Below are 14,867 nucleotides of genomic sequence, written 5' to 3'. Positions count from 1 at the left end.
GGCTCGCTCCCACAGTTTGGATTAATGGCGTTTGGTGAATCGTTGTACGAGCTGCATGACGACAACAAAGAATACCGGCACAAAGATCACTGCCAGCGTGGCGGTGATCATCCCGCCGATCACCCCGGTGCCGATCGCTTGCTGACTCGCCGAGCTTGCGCCCGTGGCAATCGCGAGCGGCACCACGCCGAGAATGAACGCCAGCGAAGTCATCACGATCGGCCGCAGACGCAGGCGGGCTGCCTGCAACGTTGCATCGATCAGGTCGTGACCTTCGTCATACAGGCTCTTGGCGAACTCGATGATCAGGATCGCGTTCTTCGCCGACAGACCGATAATCGTGATCAAACCGACCTTGAAGAACACATCGTTGGGCATGCCGCGCAGCGTCACGGCCAATACCGCACCGAGCACACCCAACGGCACCACCAGCAACACCGAGGTCGGAATCGACCAGCTCTCGTACAGTGCCGCCAGACACAGGAACACCACCAATAGCGACAAGCCGAGCAGGATCGGCGCCTGGTTGCCGGACAAGCGTTCCTGCAACGACAGCCCGGTCCATTCCTGGCCCAGACCTTTCGGCCCCTGCGCAACCAGACGCTCTACTTCCGCCATGGCTTCACCGGTGCTGTGCCCCGGTGACGGTTCGCCGGAAATCGCGATCGCCGGATAGCCGTTATAACGGGTCAACTGCGCCGGGCCCTGAATCCAGTTGGCCTGGACGAACGCCGACAGCGGCACCATGTGCCCGGCGTTGTTGCGTACATGCATTTTCAGCAGATCGGCGACCTGGCTGCGCTGATCACCTTCGGCTTGCACGACAACGCGCTGCATGCGCCCCTGATTGGGGAAATCGTTGATGTAGCTGGAACCGACGGCGGTGGACAGCACATTGCCGATATCGGCGAACGATACGCCCAAGGCATTTGCCTGCTTGCGATCAACGACCAATTGCACCTGCGGCGCTTCGGCCAGCGCGCTTTCACGCACGTTCATCAACACCGGACTTTTTTCCGCCGCCGCGAGCAGTTCTGTACGTGCCTGCATCAAGGTCGCATGGCCGAGGCCACCGCGGTCCTGCAAACGGAACTCGAAACCGCTCGAGGTGCCGAGGCCATCCACGGGCGGTGGCAGTACCGAGAACGCCATGGCGTCCTTGATCTCGCTCAGCGCGATATTGGCGCGATCGGCAATCGAGCTGGCGGAATCATCGCTGCTGCGCTGCGACCAATCCTTCAGCGTCGAGAACGCCAACGCCGCGTTCTGGCCGCTGCCGGAGAAGCTGAAACCGAGAATTACCACCGTGTCACTGATTCCCGGCTCGCCGGCGTTATGCGCCTCGAGCTGTTCAGCCACGGTCACCGTACGATTCTTGGTTGCACCGGGCGGCAGCTGAATGTCAGTGATGGTGTAACCCTGATCTTCCACCGGCAGGAACGAGGAGGGCAGGCGTGCGAAGCACAGGCCCAGCCCGACCAGCAACACGACGTAAATCAGCAGATAACGACCGCTGCGTTTCAGCGCATAGCCGACCCAGCCCTGATAACGATCGGTCAGGTGCTCGAAGCGGCGGTTGAACCAGCCGAAGAATCCGGACTTCTCGTGATGCTCACCTTTGGCTATCGGCTTGAGCAGTGTTGCGCACAGTGCCGGCGTAAGGGTCAGGGCGAGGAACGCCGAGAACAGAATCGACGTGGCCATCGACAGCGAGAACTGCTGGTAAATCACCCCGACCGAACCTTGCATGAACGCCATCGGAATGAACACCGCCACCAGCACCAGGGTGATGCCGATGATCGCGCCGGTGATCTGCGTCATCGCCTTGCGCGTGGCTTCCTTGGGCGACAAGCCCTCGGTGGCCATGATGCGTTCAACGTTCTCCACCACAACTATCGCGTCGTCGACCAGAATGCCGATGGCCAGCACCATGCCGAACATGGTCAGCACGTTGATCGAGAAGCCCAGCGCCAGCATGGTTGCGAACGTGCCCATCAGCGCCACCGGTACCACCAGTGTCGGGATCAGCGTGTAGCGCACGTTCTGCAGGAACAGGAACATCACCGCGAACACCAGCAACATCGCCTCGCCCAGGGTGTAAATCACTTTGGTGATCGAGACTTTGACGAATGGCGAGGTGTCGTACGGGATCTTGTATTCCACGCCCGCCGGGAAGTAGCGCGCCAGTTCATCCATCTTCGCCCGCACCAGCGTCGCGGTGTTCAGCGCGTTGGCCCCCGGCGACAGCTGCACGCCAACAGCGGTCGACGGCTTGCCATTGAGGCGCGTGCCGAACTGGTATTCCTGACTGCCGATTTCCACGCGTGCGACATCGCCGATACGCACGGTCGAGCCGTCGCGATTGGCCTTGAGGACAATGTCGGCGAACTCTTGCGGCGTCGACAACTGACCTTTCACCAGAATCGTCGCAGTGATTTCCTGACTGGACGGATTGGGCAAATCACCGATGCTGCCAGCGGACACCTGCGCGTTCTGCGCCACGATGGCTTCATTGACGTCAGCCGGTGTCAGGTTGAACGCGATCAGCTTCTGCGGATCGATCCAGATGCGCATGGCCCGTTCGGCGCCATACAACTGAGCCTTGCCGACGCCTTCCAGACGCTTGATCTCGTTCATCACGTTGCGCGCCAGATAATCACTGAGCGCCACGTCATCGAGCTTGCCGTCGCTGGAGGTCAGGGTGATCAGCAACAGAAAGCCGGACGAGACTTTTTCCACCTGCAAGCCTTGTTGATTCACCGCTTGCGGCAAGCGCGACTCGACCACCTTGAGGCGGTTTTGCACGTCGACCTGCGCCAGTTCCGGATTGGTGCCCGGCTGGAACGTGGCTTTGATCGTCGCGCTGCCGAGGCTGCTTTGCGATTCGAAGTACAGCAAGTGATCGGCGCCGTTGAGCTCTTCCTCGATCAGGCTGACCACGCTTTCATCGACGGTCTGCGCCGAGGCGCCTGGATACACGGCGTAGATTTCGATCTGCGGCGGGGCGACGTCGGGGTATTGCGCCACCGGCAACTGCGGGATGGCCAGCGCACCGGCCAACAGGATGAACAACGCGACGACCCAGGCAAACACCGGGCGGTCGATAAAGAACTGCGGCATAGAAAAGCGTCCTGCTTACTGACCAGAGGTCTGGGCAAGTGGAAGAGGGGTGTCGTCGATCTGTACTTTTTCGCCGGGACGGGCGTGTTGCAGGCCTTCGATGACGATACGGTCGCCGGGCTTGAGGCCGCCGGTGACGATCCAGCGATTGTTCTGCACCGCGCCCAGTTGCACCGGTTGTTCGGCGACGCGCATCTGCTCGTCGACGGTCAGCACCTGGGCAATGCCGGCGCTGTCACGCTGCACGGCACGTTGCGGTACGGTGATACCGTTCTGGATAGTTGCCTGCTCGAGGCGCACGCGAATGAAACTGCCCGGCAGCAAGTCGAGATCCGGGTTGGGGAATTCGCTGCGCAGAATGATCTGGCCAGTGCCCGGGTCGACGGTGATGTCGCTGAACAGCAGCTTGCCCGGCAACGGATACAGGCTGCCGTCATCCTGAATCAGCGTGGCTTTGACCTGATCCTGGCCGACTTCCTGCAACTGCCCGGAGCGAAACGCACGGCGCAATTCATTGAGTTCACGGGTCGACTGGGTGAGGTCGGCGTGAATCGGATTGAGCTGCTGAATCAGTGCCAGCGGCGTGGTTTCGTTTTGCCCGACCAGTGCGCCTTCGGTCACCAGTGCGCGGCCAACACGCCCGGAAATCGGTGCAGTGACGGTGGCATAACCGAGGTTCAGTTTTGCGCGCTCGACGGCAGCCTTGTTGGCCGCAACGTCAGCGGCAGTCTGTCGGGCATTGGCGCGGGCGTTGTCGTAGTCCTGGCCGCTAATGGCCTGGTCATCGATCAACTGGGCATAGCGCTGCTCTTGCAGTTTTGCCTGGAACGCATTGGCTTCTGCCTTGCGCAGTGCGGCTTCGGCGCTGTCGAGGTCAGCCTTGAACGGCGCCGGGTCGATGCGGAACAGCACATCGCCCTTTTTCACGTCACTGCCTTCGCGGAAGGTGCGCTGCAAGACCACACCGGCTACCCGTGCCCGCACTTCGGCGATACGTGGCGCGGCGATGCGGCCGCTGAGTTCGCTGCTGATCGACAGGGGATGCGCTTCGATCGTCTCGATGCGCACCGTGGCCGGTGGCGTCTGATCCTCTGCCTTCGAGGACGAATCACAGCCGCTCAGTGTCAGCGCCATCGCGATCAGGCCGAGCCCGGCCAGCAGTTTATTCGACATGTACAACCCCCAATATTGATGTCCGCATCCTACGGGCAGACGCCGAGATTAGCGGTGAAGCTTTGTAGGCGCTGTGTGAAATTGTGTAAGGGTTTTGCTCAGGGACGGGTGAGGGCGTATATCCTTCAGGTCTTGAATTCTTTTGTGACGGTTCAACCGCTTTCGCGAGCAAGCTCGCTCCCACATGGGTTTTGTGAACAATGCAAAACCATTGCGGGAGCGAGCTTGCTCGCGAAAGCGGTCTGACCTCCACCACAGCAATATCTGGATCACCCCATGCCCAACATCCTCCTGGTCGAAGACGACACCGCCCTCGCCGAACTGATTTCCAGCTACCTGGAACGCAACGGTTATTCCGTCAGCGTGATCGGCCGTGGCGACCATGTGCGTGAGCGGGCGCGGGTCAATCCGCCGGACTTGGTGATTCTTGACTTGATGCTGCCGGGGCTTGATGGTCTGCAAGTCTGTCGTTTATTGCGCGCCGACTCGGCAACATTGCCAATCCTGATGCTCACCGCGCGCGATGACAGTCACGATCAGGTGTTGGGCCTGGAAATGGGCGCCGACGATTACGTCACCAAACCGTGCGAGCCGCGCGTGTTGCTGGCGCGTGTGCGCACCTTGTTGCGCCGCAGCAGCCTCGGTGAACCGTTGACCGTCAACGACCGCATTGTCATGGGTAATCTGTGCATCGACCTGTCTGAACGCACCGTCACCTGGCGTGATCAACCGGTCGAGTTGTCCAGCGGCGAATACAACTTGCTCGTGGTATTGGCGCGACACGCCGGTGAAGTGTTGAGCCGCGACCAGATCCTGCAGCGCCTGCGCGGTATCGAATTCAACGGCACCGACCGCTCGGTGGACGTGGCGATTTCCAAGCTGCGCCGCAAGTTCGACGACCACGCTGGCGAGGCACGCAAGATCAAAACCGTGTGGGGCAAAGGCTATCTGTTCAGTCGTTCAGAGTGGGAATGCTGAACTGATGTTTCGCATCCTGTTTCGCCTGTATCTGGTGACGATCGTCTCCTACAGCGCGGCGATCTATCTGGTGCCGGATCTGGTGGTCATGGCGTTCCGGGATCGCTTTGTCACTTACAACCTCGATTATTCGCGGGGTCTGCAATCGCTGATTACCCGCCAGTTTCACGCCGTGCCGCAGGCGCAGTGGCCGGCGCTGGCGGCGTCGATGGACAAGGATTTCCAGCCACTGCACATCGTTCTCGCGCGGATCGACGATGCCGAGTTCACCGCTATCGAGCAGGAGCGCCTGCGCCGTGGTGAAAACGTCGTGCGCATTGGCGATTGGGGCTGGCGCACGCTGGCGGTGACGCCGCTGGACGACATTTCGGCCGTGCAAATGGTCGTGCCGCCGGACCCGATGGACGTCAATCTGTTGTACTGGAGCATCAATGTGCTGGTCGGCGCGACGCTGCTCGCCTGCCTGCTGATGTGGCTGCGCCCCCACTGGCGTGATCTGGAACGGCTCAAAGGCACCGCCGAACGCTTTGGCAAGGGCCATTTGAGCGAGCGCACGGAAATCGCCCCAAGCTCAAACATCGGCAGCCTCGCTAATGTCTTTGACACCATGGCCGGTGACATCGAAAACCTGCTCAACCAACAACGTGATCTGCTCAACGCCGTGTCCCATGAACTGCGCACGCCGCTGACGCGTCTGGATTTCGGTCTGGCGCTGGCGCTCTCGGACGATTTGCCGGCTGCCAGTCGCGAGCGCTTGTTGGGACTGGTCGCGCACATCCGCGAACTCGATGAGTTGGTGTTGGAGCTGTTGTCATACAGTCGCTTGCAGAATCCGGCGCAAACGCCGGAGCAGGTCGAGGTGTCGCTGGATGAATTCATCGACAGCATTCTGGGCAGTGTCGATGAAGAGCTGGAATCGCCGGAGATCGTCATTGATGTTTTGCTGCACGGTCAGCTCGAACGATTCTCGCTCGATCCACGCCTGACCGCGCGGGCGATCCAGAATCTGCTGCGCAACGCCATGCGCTATTGCGAAAAACGCATTCAGATTGGCGTGCAGGTCAATGCCGAGGGCTGTGAGATCTGGGTCGATGATGACGGCATCGGCATTCCCGATGATGAGCGTGAGCGGATTTTCGAGCCGTTCTATCGACTTGATCGCAGTCGGGATCGGGCTACGGGTGGGTTTGGTCTTGGTCTGGCGATCAGCCGTCGCGCACTGGAAGCGCAGGGTGGCACGTTGACGGTTGAGTCTTCGCCGTTGGGCGGTGCGCGCTTCAGATTGTGGTTACCCACTACCGTCTAGCCTGCGAAGAATTCCCTGTAGGAGTGAGCCTGCTCGCGAAGGCGCCGAATCAGTCGCCCACTTCAGCGCTGGTTGTCCGCGATTTAGAGACGGCGCAGGCCTGCAGTTTTCTTACACTTTCAGCAGCTGCGCGCGCACCAGTCCCGCATGCTGCTCCAGTTCCGCCGACGAATGACGGCCAATCAACATCCACGCATGCTCACGCTCTGTCCAGTACACCACATTCATCTCACGCCGACGCTCATGGGCCAACGGCCGACTGCCGCTGTTTGAGCGCGTGACACACAGCGCCAATGGCCCATGCTTCGCATCCAGATAAACGATCTGCGCAATCGGCACACCGTCGTACTCAAGCATTTGTGCCCGTTTGAATTCAGCGCCCGGTAGCTTCAAAGTCGCTGGCGAAAGGTTCAGGCCCAGGCGCGCATCGACGGTGCGCAGTTGCGCCCGTTGGGAAGCTTCGTCGGTGGGCAGATGATCGAGCGTCTGCGGCACATACAGCGCCATATAGTCGCTGACCAATACGCGCCAGTTGTTCGATTGCGCGGCATGCCAGCCGAGGAACAAGCGGTCGGCCACCACGCCACCGGCCAATAGCGCTGCTGCGGCGCCACCGATAAACCAGCGGCGACTGAAGCCCGGACGTTGCGGTGAAGGAATGGCATCCAGCCGCGCTTGCAGGCGATCCAGCGGCGCCTGTTGAGCCAGTTCGTCATAAGCGTTCTTGTACGGCAGGTTGCTGCGGCTGAGCCATTGCACACGCAGGCTCAGTAACGGATCTTCGGTAATGGCACTGTCGAGTTGATCGCGATATCCGCCGTCAAGTTCGCCGTCCAGGTAGGCGACCAATTGTTCATCCGAAGGTGTGTTCATCAACGGTCTCCTTCGGTGGATTTCGGCACAGCCTGCAGTGGCGGGTATTCGGCGAGTTTCAGGCGGGCGGTGGCCAGGCGACTCATCACCGTGCCGATCGGTACTTGCAGGATCTCGGCGACTTCGCGGTAGGACAAACCTTCGACATAGGCCAGATACACGGTTTCGCGCTGGGTTTCGGGCAACGCATCGACGCGGCGAATCACTTGCGCGGCCATGACGTGAGTCTGCGCCGCATACTCGCCATCGAACGCCAGTTGGCCATCGGCATCCACCTGGCCCGCGCCCTGACGCACGCGGCGAGCGCGCACTTCGTTGAGCCAGATCGAATGCAGAATACTCAGCAACCAGCGATCCATACGCGTGCCGGCGACGTATTGACCGGCGCGCTCCAGCGCCCGCACACACGTGGCCTGCACCAGGTCCTCGGCCAAATGCCGATTGCGCGACAGCAGCAAACCGTAACGCCACAGTCGCGCCAGATGCTGTCCGAGTTCTGCTCTGAAGGCCTGATCGCTGACGATGATGGCTGCCCTTATAAATGCTCAGGTTTTTGATGAAACGTTGATGGCTTCGGCCAGGTCCTGGTATTCCTCGCAGGACGTACCGCAAATCGATTTGATCTGCTGCAACTGTTCCTGCGCCAGATCGACGCGGCCTTTGATCACATAGGCCTCACCGAGGTATTCGCGCACTTGCGCGTATTGCGGATCAAGCTTCACCGATTGCAGGTAATAACCGATGCCTTCGTCTGTTCTTCCCAGCTTGCGCGTTGCATATCCGCGATAGTTGAGAGCCTTGGCGGTGTTCGGTTGTTTCAGCGTGTCGAGCAGCGCCAGGGCTTCTTCGTAGCGACCGACCTTGGCGAGACGGTAGGCGTAATCGGTACGGTCAGCGTCCGGCAGCAGGCTGCTGGTTTGCAGCACACACTTCTGCGTTTTGCTGTCCCAGACCTGGCCTTTCGGGCATTCCGGTTTCTGCACCGGCGCTTCTTCATCACCATTGGCCAAGGCCAATTGGCTGGCCATCGCCGCGACCAGCAGCAACGGGGCGGCGAACATAACGGAACGGATAGTCATGGGCAAGGCTCCACAAGGGGTTATGTTTCACATTGAACACCACAGGGTGAATTTTTATTCATTGCTTTATCAGTGACTGTTCAAGTTCAGCGTAAATTCAAGCGTTATGCTCGGGAGCGTCTGCCGTCGATCCGATGTTTTGCCGTAAGGAGAGTTGCCATGACCGATCACGTCCATCATTCAGCCGCTGCGGGCTACAAAACCGCTGCCGACACTTATGTGAAAGGTCGGCCGGACTATCCGCCGCAGGTGACTGAGTGGCTGAATGCGACCCTGGGTCTGGATCGTCATAAAACCGTGATCGATCTGGGCGCCGGCACCGGCAAGTTCACCGGACGTCTAGTGGCGACCGGCGCGCAAGTGATCGCGGTTGAGCCGGTAGCGCAGATGTTGGAGAAACTCTCTGATGCATGGCCCGATGTGCTGGCCGTGAGCGGTACGGCGACTGACCTGCCGTTGCCGGACGCTTCAGTCGATGTGGTGATCTGCGCACAAGCGTTTCACTGGTTCGCCAGCAGCGAAGCGCTGACGGAAATCGCCCGGGTACTCAAGCCCGGTGGCCAGTTGGGGTTGATCTGGAATCTGCGCGACACCCAGGTCAGTTGGGTGCCGAAACTGGACGCCATCGTCAACGCACTGGAAGCTGACACGCCGCGCTATTACACCGGCGCCTGGCGCACAGCATTTCCGCACCCGGCGTTCGAAGCGCTGCAGGTTGAGCGGTTCCACCATGCTCATACGGGTTCGCCGGAAGACGTGATATTCAATCGAGTGCGCTCAACCAGTTTCATCGCCGCACTGCCGGATGCGCAGCGGGCAAAGGTCGATGAGCAGATTCGTGCGTTGATTACCGCCGAGCCGGAACTGCGTGACAGGGATGTGGTGACGGTGCCGTATGAAACGGCGGCGTATGTTGCGATTAAGCGGGGCTGAGGCAGCCGGGTTGCGAGAACGCCGGGCTAACCCAGTCAATGTTTACCCCGGCTCTGGTTGCAGCCGAGGTAAAGGTCTAATTTGTCATGTTGAACTTGCCATTTTTGATAAAGACTTGCTGCCCGTTTTTTTCATTCAGAGCTGTAAAAAACACTGTGCCCTCCACTTGCTCACCTTCTTCTGACGGCACGATAGTTAGCGTTATTTGTCCTGATGTTGAATAGTACGACTCCACATCACCAAGAGTGCCGACCGCATAGCTTCCTCGAAAGTCGCCGTCCCTGGTCAGCGGATAGGTCCCTGCCGTTACCCCCACAGGGAAATAGACACTCAGATAGGCGTGTCGCCGCGGAAGCGGTCCGTCGAATTCCTGATCGCCAATAGCTTGCCAAAAAGGGACAGGCACCGGGCGAGAGCTGATGGCCAGATTCACTAAGGTCGTATGAAACAACAAGCGTTCACCACCTTCCGTCTCGGCAGAAAACTCTCCTGTAGATGTGTACTCCGAATCACTCATCGCTCATGCTCCTGACGTATGACCTCGAAGGGAGCAAGCTCCCGGTGAAGGCTAAAGTTACCGCATCAGGGTTGGCGGCATAACTGTCAGACTTGACAGTTGACATCTGGGTTGATCAGGCATTCTTGAACGACATACACCTTGCCAGTGCTGACACCAACCCCTGTGGGAGCGAGCCTGCTCGCGAAGGCAATCTACCCGGCATCCGATAACCCGGATCAACTCACCCGAGCCAGATCCACTGCCTTCCTGTTGCGCTCGCGAACCCCACGCACCACCAGATACAACAACGGCCCAACCGAGACAAAAACCGCCGTCAGCAACAAATACGGCACCACCGACCAAACCGACTGCCCACGCGACCGGGCATCCTTGACCATCCACACCCCGGCCAGAGTCGCCAGCAGATACAGATCAATCACCACCTGCGCAGTATCGGGCCGCGACATCAGGCTGATGCCAAAATCGATCAACGACTGTTCAGCCTGCAGCATCACCGAAACGGTGTAACCGCTGAACGCGAGCAAAGCCGTGAGGGGCAGGGCGATAGACATCATGCAATCCTTCCTTGGTGTGATGAGAGAGTCGCCAGACTAACGTCACCGCGCAAAATTGGCCATTGACTTGCCATTAGCGCACAGGCTAATTTCCAGCCCATGACTTCGACTGTATCGCGCTGCCAGCCAAGCATTATTACCGCCATTCCTCATTTGGCGGGCTAGCTCACGACTGCAGCACCCAACCCGCCCTAGAGGCGGGTTTTTACTTTCTGTCTCCAGGGTTTTGAAAAATGTCAGGAGACGACCATGCCGCACAGCCCCGATCAACAAACCCTGCTTGAGCACTACGTGAAAAAGATCCTCGCCGCGCCGGTGTACGACCTCGCGGTGCGCACGCCTTTGCAAGCGGCGCCGGCGCTGTCGGAGGCGCTGGGCAACCGGATTCTGCTCAAGCGCGAAGACCTGCAACCGACGTTCTCCTTCAAGATCCGTGGCGCCTACAACAAACTGGTGCAACTCAGTGACGAGCAGAAGGCGCGTGGGGTGATCACGGCATCGGCTGGCAATCACGCGCAAGGCGTGGCGTTGGCTGCGCGCGAGCTGGGCATCGCAGCGACCATCGTCATGCCAGCGACGACGCCGGAACTGAAAGTGCTGGGTGTGCGCAGTCGCGGCGCTGAAGCGTTGCTGTATGGCGAGAGTTTCCCGTTCGCACTGGCCCATGCGCTGCAATTGGCGGAACAGACCGGATGCACCTTCGTGTCACCGTTCGATGACCCGGAGGTAATCGCCGGACAGGGCACCGTGGCGATGGAAGTCCTCCGCCAGCATCAAGGCACCCTGGACGCGATCTTCATCCCGGTGGGCGGTGGCGGTCTGATCGCCGGCATCGCGGCTTACGTCAAATATCTGCGCCCGGAAGTGCGGATCATCGGCGTCGAATCGGAACATTCAGCGTGCCTGAAGGCTGCATTGGAATCGGATCAGCGCGTGGTGCTGCCCAGCGTCGGCACTTTCGCCGATGGCGTGGCGGTAGCGCAGATCGGCGCGTTCGGGTTTGAGGTTTGCCGCTTTTGCGTCGACGAGGTAATCACCGTCAGCAATGACGACCTCTGCGCAGCGATCAAGAATATCTACGACGATACCCGCTCGATCACCGAACCTTCCGGCGCCTTGGCCGTGGCGGGAATCAAGCAATACGTAGCGCGAACCGGGGTGCGCGAGCAGACATTCGTGGCAATCGACTCGGGCGCCAATATCAACTTCGACAGCCTGCGCCATGTCGCCGAGCGCGCCGCAGTCTGCAGCGTCTCGGCGTGAAGCGTTTTACGGCAGTAACGGGCGCAGGAAGCTGCGCTCGTAGCTGACGATGAACTTCTTCTCGACCAGGCTGGCCACCAGTGCGGTGCTTTCCGGATCGGTCATCGCGATGTGCCGATAGCTTTCGTAATCCGCCAGCGACGGAAAACTGAACAGGCAATAAGCGATGTTGCTCGCGCCTTCGGACGGCAAAAAATAGCCGTGATGAGTGCCGCCCAAGCGCTCGACGATGCCGAGCCAGGCCTTGGCGTATGCCTCGAACTCGGGCAACTGGTATGGATCGATGACATATCGGACGTGGCAGGTAATCAAACGACGCACTCCTTGTTCGGGTTATTCCTGCAGTGCTGTACCGACTTTGTCCGACGCCGACCAGATGCGATATCGCACTTCGACGTCCGACGGCGCATACACCACGACCGGCAATTTGCTGTTGTACCGCAGCATGAAGCCGTCACCGACGACAGGCACGAAGGCGCGTTTCTTCTGGCTGCCGGGCGGGCAGGCCATCATCGTGCTCATCGGCCCAATGACCTTTTCCAGTCGATAGAACGGATAACCCCAACCTTCAAGATTCTTCTCATCGAGAACGCCGCCCAAACGCTGGCGGTTGCAGTCCACTTCAAGGGTTTTGCCGGCGAGGATTTCCACCTGGAAGTTCTCTTCCTGTTCTTGCTTGGGCAAGTGAATGACCTGGCGGGTGAACCCGGCTTCAGCCTTCGGGTACGGCGCGACGTCTTCAAGCTTGGCGGCGTGGGCGAGGGTGGACAGGCTGGCGATGAACAGCCCGGTGGTCGCGTAAACGCGGAAAGAACCCATGGAAGCCTCCGTGCGGGTGTAGGGTGGATGACGGGCATTCTTACCGTCATGGGCCGTGATTGCAAACCAGCGTCGAGTTGCAAATTGCAGTACCCGCCGAGGCCATTCTTGCAATTTGCAAGTAGCCAAATACTGGCACCGCCGCCAAGTGCCTGATTTCATGAGGGAGAAAATGAACCGATGAAAGGCACGCTTTATGCGTCTTTTCAGTGCGGCGCACCGGCCTTGGGCGCCTACACTCCAATGGGCATTTCGCAGTACCACCGCTTGTCGCACCAGGGAAACAGCGGGGACACACCCGTGCAGGAGCAGCAACGGTCAGCGTGAATACTTGATTGGCATCTCACAGTAAGGAGAGGGTTTCGCCATGTTTCTGTCTGCCTTGGAACTACGCAATATCATTGAAAGCAGCTTTCTGCCGAAACGCTGCCAGTGCACGCTGTCGCCGGACTTGTCGATGACCGTCAAGGTTTTCGGCGATCACCAGACCGATCAGGTCGATCTGCTGGTCAGTGGCATCGACGCCAGCCATCTCAACGGCTGTCGTGAAATCAACGAACTGATCGCCGGGCTGCGCTCAGATCTGAACCAGCAAACTGTGCAACATCACTACAGCCCACGCTCCAGAGTCGTCTAACGCACCGTTTCACCCAGTTCGACCGTCACGCGCCGGGCCTGCACAAAACCAAGGCCCAGCGCGAACTCGACCAGCACCGCGAGCAGAATCCCGGGGCCGGCATGGCCGTTCAGCCATTCCGCAAACCCCAACACCGCCAAACCAAAACAACCGACGATAAAGCCGTTGCTCAGCGCATTGCGCCCCAGCGACGGCGGTGCGTTGCGCACCAGATAAAACATCACCCCCAACGCCGCAAACAGCACCGCACTGCGCCGCGCGACAAACCCGGCAGCGTCGGAATACTCGATGCTCCAGATCGCCAGCAGCCTCTCCGGGAAAACGCCCCAGGCCAACGCCAGCAAAAAACACAACGAACACGTGAAGCCCGACAACGTGCGAAACGACAACTGCATGGCGAATCCTTGCGGCAGTGAGGAGGGCTCCGAGCATAACCGCCGAAACACCCCACGCCTACCGCAAAACCGCAAATCAGACGTTTCTGTCAGTTCTGGAAGTTGCACGCGTCAGACAATTTCCGATAACTGATTTCCTCAGGCTTACCGGCGTTGTCGATGTACTTCATGTCGGCCGTAACCACTTTGCACAGTTGCGTTGGTGGCTCGGTCAACGACACCACTTTGGCCACATGCAGCGGCATGCCGTACTCATACGGCACGGCTTTGGACGTGGCGGAAGTGTCATTGGCCTGGGCCAGCCCGGCAAACGCGGTGCAGGCGAGGGCGGCGGTGAGCAATAAAGGACGAATGTTCATGAAAGGACTCCCGAGTGGCGGTTCTAGCGTTCGGCGTGATGCACCCGAACCTGCCGCACTGGGCAACAGCCAAAACGGCTGAGGGCGTGCGGTTCAGTAGAGTTTTTGACCACGGCGTTAAGGGATGGTTAACCGAGCTGAACGCCGGCTGTCAGGGAGTGCGGCGGTTTTCTCTGGAAGGTTTGGCGAATTCCTACAAAGGCTGGTGCCTTGTCTGCTTCCGGCGGCTGGAGCGGGGCGGTTATCGTCGGTTGCCGCTGCAAAATCAGTGGTTCGGGTTTGGTCACCTGATAACTTCCCTTATTGCAGATGTGCCATCATTTGCGCTGCGGACATCTATGTCCGTGCGGTGCATAGCTGTGGCGGCTGTGTGCAGGACGCCTTCGGGCGAGCTGAGTTGGGGTTGTTCTCGGTTGACCAAGCCTGCACACAGTCCGCCTCCCACTGTTTGGTCACAGTGCTGGCGGTTACTTTCGCCCCAATTGAGTAATCACCTATGCCGATAATCAAACTGCTACAAAACCGCTATCTCCCCCTCAGCAGCAACGTCACCGAAACCCCGACACTGCTCATCGACACCCAAGCCAACCCGAAAGACATCCTCGAAGCCGCCGTCCAGCGCATCCGCGCCGCCGCCGATCTACTCGAAACCTTGCATTGCCTGTGCTTCAAACACGCCGACGTGCAAGACATTCCACACATAACCCATGCGCTTTACCTGCTGACGCAGGATGGCAATGATTTGCTGCAGGTGGCGCAGCAGCAGATGTTGAGTTGGAAGGCGCCGGTTTGATGGGCTAGTGAAAACGGCAGGGGTGAACAGCCGAATTTACGTGGGCTGATTCACTTGCTGCCGGT

At 59.5% G+C, this 14,867-nt stretch carries 16 protein-coding genes and 1 pseudogene; 6 read left to right on the top strand and 11 right to left on the bottom strand.

Annotation, left to right across the window (positions count from 1 at the left end; all coding sequences use genetic code 11):
• Positions 1 to 21 precede the first annotated feature (21 nt).
• Both HUW52_RS17820 and HUW52_RS17815 read right to left on the bottom strand, forming a co-directional pair.
• Positions 22 to 3,120, bottom strand: coding sequence for an efflux RND transporter permease subunit (locus HUW52_RS17820; RefSeq protein WP_175554431.1), 3,099 nt, complete (start codon positions 3,118 to 3,120; stop codon positions 22 to 24).
• Between the two features lie 15 nt (positions 3,121 to 3,135).
• Positions 3,136 to 4,293 (bottom strand): efflux RND transporter periplasmic adaptor subunit, encoded by a 1,158-nt coding sequence (locus HUW52_RS17815; RefSeq protein ID WP_016984458.1) that lies wholly within the window; start codon positions 4,291 to 4,293, stop codon positions 3,136 to 3,138.
• Positions 4,294 to 4,569: 276 nt separating this feature from the next.
• On the opposite strand from HUW52_RS17815, the gene HUW52_RS17810 reads away from it, so the two are divergent.
• Both HUW52_RS17810 and HUW52_RS17805 read left to right on the top strand, forming a co-directional pair.
• The gene (locus tag HUW52_RS17810) at positions 4,570 to 5,271 is read left to right on the top strand and encodes a response regulator transcription factor (RefSeq protein ID WP_016984459.1); all 702 of its coding nucleotides are present in this window, start codon (positions 4,570 to 4,572) and stop codon (positions 5,269 to 5,271) included.
• A gap of 4 nt (positions 5,272 to 5,275) precedes the next feature.
• On the top strand, positions 5,276 to 6,577 hold the full coding sequence (locus HUW52_RS17805) for an ATP-binding protein (protein WP_175554430.1): 1,302 nt from the start codon (positions 5,276 to 5,278) through the stop codon (positions 6,575 to 6,577).
• A gap of 111 nt (positions 6,578 to 6,688) precedes the next feature.
• On the opposite strand, the gene HUW52_RS17800 is transcribed toward HUW52_RS17805, so the two are convergent.
• The 3 genes from HUW52_RS17800 to HUW52_RS17790 form a co-directional block, all read right to left on the bottom strand.
• The gene (locus HUW52_RS17800) at positions 6,689 to 7,450 is read right to left on the bottom strand and encodes a transcriptional regulator (RefSeq protein WP_175554429.1); all 762 of its coding nucleotides are present in this window, start codon (positions 7,448 to 7,450) and stop codon (positions 6,689 to 6,691) included.
• A complete protein-coding gene (locus HUW52_RS17795) occupies positions 7,450 to 7,932 on the bottom strand; it encodes a sigma-70 family RNA polymerase sigma factor (protein ID WP_219342024.1) in 483 nt (160 codons plus the stop codon). Before HUW52_RS17795 ends, HUW52_RS17800 begins: the two co-directional genes overlap by 1 nt.
• A gap of 63 nt (positions 7,933 to 7,995) precedes the next feature.
• Positions 7,996 to 8,529 carry a tetratricopeptide repeat protein gene (locus HUW52_RS17790; RefSeq protein WP_175554428.1) on the bottom strand — a complete coding sequence of 178 codons (534 nt, stop codon included), beginning with the start codon at positions 8,527 to 8,529 and terminating at the stop codon, positions 7,996 to 7,998.
• A 159-nt stretch (positions 8,530 to 8,688) separates the two neighbouring features.
• On the opposite strand from HUW52_RS17790, the gene HUW52_RS17785 reads away from it, so the two are divergent.
• On the top strand, positions 8,689 to 9,462 hold the full coding sequence (locus HUW52_RS17785) for a class I SAM-dependent methyltransferase (protein ID WP_175554427.1): 774 nt from the start codon (positions 8,689 to 8,691) through the stop codon (positions 9,460 to 9,462).
• A gap of 76 nt (positions 9,463 to 9,538) precedes the next feature.
• On the opposite strand, the gene HUW52_RS17780 is transcribed toward HUW52_RS17785, so the two are convergent.
• Positions 9,539 to 9,979 (bottom strand): hypothetical protein, encoded by a 441-nt coding sequence (locus HUW52_RS17780; protein WP_175554426.1) that lies wholly within the window; start codon positions 9,977 to 9,979, stop codon positions 9,539 to 9,541.
• A 218-nt stretch (positions 9,980 to 10,197) separates the two neighbouring features.
• Positions 10,198 to 10,536: a DUF2834 domain-containing protein gene (locus tag HUW52_RS17775; protein WP_175554425.1), complete on the bottom strand. Its 339-nt coding sequence runs from the start codon at positions 10,534 to 10,536 to the stop codon at positions 10,198 to 10,200.
• Positions 10,537 to 10,785: 249 nt separating this feature from the next.
• Between HUW52_RS17775 and ilvA the strand changes: the two are divergent.
• Positions 10,786 to 11,775, top strand: a pseudogene (gene ilvA / locus HUW52_RS17770) (threonine ammonia-lyase, biosynthetic); the annotation flags it as partial.
• 30 nt (positions 11,776 to 11,805) lie between these two features.
• Here ilvA and HUW52_RS17765 read toward each other — a convergent pair.
• Together HUW52_RS17765 and eco are read right to left on the bottom strand one after the other, a co-directional pair.
• The gene (locus tag HUW52_RS17765; RefSeq protein ID WP_064362707.1) at positions 11,806 to 12,111 is read right to left on the bottom strand and encodes an NIPSNAP family protein; all 306 of its coding nucleotides are present in this window, start codon (positions 12,109 to 12,111) and stop codon (positions 11,806 to 11,808) included.
• 21 nt (positions 12,112 to 12,132) lie between these two features.
• Complete coding sequence (gene eco / locus HUW52_RS17760) at positions 12,133 to 12,618, bottom strand: serine protease inhibitor ecotin (protein WP_150730142.1); 486 nt, start codon at positions 12,616 to 12,618, stop codon at positions 12,133 to 12,135.
• Between the two features lie 367 nt (positions 12,619 to 12,985).
• On the opposite strand from eco, the gene HUW52_RS17755 reads away from it, so the two are divergent.
• The gene (locus HUW52_RS17755; protein WP_007912157.1) at positions 12,986 to 13,255 is read left to right on the top strand and encodes a DUF1652 domain-containing protein; all 270 of its coding nucleotides are present in this window, start codon (positions 12,986 to 12,988) and stop codon (positions 13,253 to 13,255) included.
• Here HUW52_RS17755 and HUW52_RS17750 read toward each other — a convergent pair.
• The gene (locus HUW52_RS17750) at positions 13,252 to 13,650 is read right to left on the bottom strand and encodes a hypothetical protein (protein WP_026000451.1); all 399 of its coding nucleotides are present in this window, start codon (positions 13,648 to 13,650) and stop codon (positions 13,252 to 13,254) included. The genes HUW52_RS17755 and HUW52_RS17750 overlap by 4 nt on opposite strands.
• 89 nt (positions 13,651 to 13,739) lie before the next feature.
• Entirely contained in the window at positions 13,740 to 14,009 is a 270-nt protein-coding gene (locus tag HUW52_RS17745; protein ID WP_016985200.1) for a DUF2790 domain-containing protein, read from the bottom strand.
• 496 nt (positions 14,010 to 14,505) lie between these two features.
• Here HUW52_RS17745 and HUW52_RS17740 point away from each other — a divergent pair, with 496 nt between their 5' ends.
• Positions 14,506 to 14,802, top strand: coding sequence for a hypothetical protein (locus tag HUW52_RS17740; protein WP_007912147.1), 297 nt, complete (start codon positions 14,506 to 14,508; stop codon positions 14,800 to 14,802).
• Positions 14,803 to 14,867 lie beyond the last annotated feature (65 nt).

Origin of the sequence: Pseudomonas sp. 43A, assembly GCF_013363935.1 — a bacterium.
Lineage (GTDB): Bacteria > Pseudomonadota > Gammaproteobacteria > Pseudomonadales > Pseudomonadaceae > Aquipseudomonas > Aquipseudomonas crudilactis.
The sequence above is the reverse complement of the archived record's forward strand: the minus strand, read 5'-3'. Positions and strand labels throughout refer to the sequence as shown.

Coding starts and splice junctions, on each gene's coding strand:
- HUW52_RS17820 (WP_175554431.1), bottom strand. CDS start 3,120: ATGCCGCAGTTCTTTATCGACCGCCCGGTGTTTGCCTGGGTCGTCGCG.
- HUW52_RS17815 (WP_016984458.1), bottom strand. CDS start 4,293: ATGTCGAATAAACTGCTGGCCGGGCTCGGCCTGATCGCGATGGCGCTG.
- HUW52_RS17810 (WP_016984459.1), top strand. CDS start 4,570: ATGCCCAACATCCTCCTGGTCGAAGACGACACCGCCCTCGCCGAACTG.
- HUW52_RS17745 (WP_016985200.1), bottom strand. CDS start 14,009: ATGAACATTCGTCCTTTATTGCTCACCGCCGCCCTCGCCTGCACCGCG.
- HUW52_RS17785 (WP_175554427.1), top strand. CDS start 8,689: ATGACCGATCACGTCCATCATTCAGCCGCTGCGGGCTACAAAACCGCT.
- HUW52_RS17740 (WP_007912147.1), top strand. CDS start 14,506: ATGCCGATAATCAAACTGCTACAAAACCGCTATCTCCCCCTCAGCAGC.
- HUW52_RS17790 (WP_175554428.1), bottom strand. CDS start 8,529: ATGACTATCCGTTCCGTTATGTTCGCCGCCCCGTTGCTGCTGGTCGCG.
- HUW52_RS17800 (WP_175554429.1), bottom strand. CDS start 7,450: ATGAACACACCTTCGGATGAACAATTGGTCGCCTACCTGGACGGCGAA.
- eco (WP_150730142.1), bottom strand. CDS start 12,618: ATGGGTTCTTTCCGCGTTTACGCGACCACCGGGCTGTTCATCGCCAGC.
- HUW52_RS17750 (WP_026000451.1), bottom strand. CDS start 13,650: ATGCAGTTGTCGTTTCGCACGTTGTCGGGCTTCACGTGTTCGTTGTGT.
- HUW52_RS17780 (WP_175554426.1), bottom strand. CDS start 9,979: ATGAGTGATTCGGAGTACACATCTACAGGAGAGTTTTCTGCCGAGACG.
- HUW52_RS17805 (WP_175554430.1), top strand. CDS start 5,276: ATGTTTCGCATCCTGTTTCGCCTGTATCTGGTGACGATCGTCTCCTAC.
- HUW52_RS17775 (WP_175554425.1), bottom strand. CDS start 10,536: ATGATGTCTATCGCCCTGCCCCTCACGGCTTTGCTCGCGTTCAGCGGT.
- HUW52_RS17755 (WP_007912157.1), top strand. CDS start 12,986: ATGTTTCTGTCTGCCTTGGAACTACGCAATATCATTGAAAGCAGCTTT.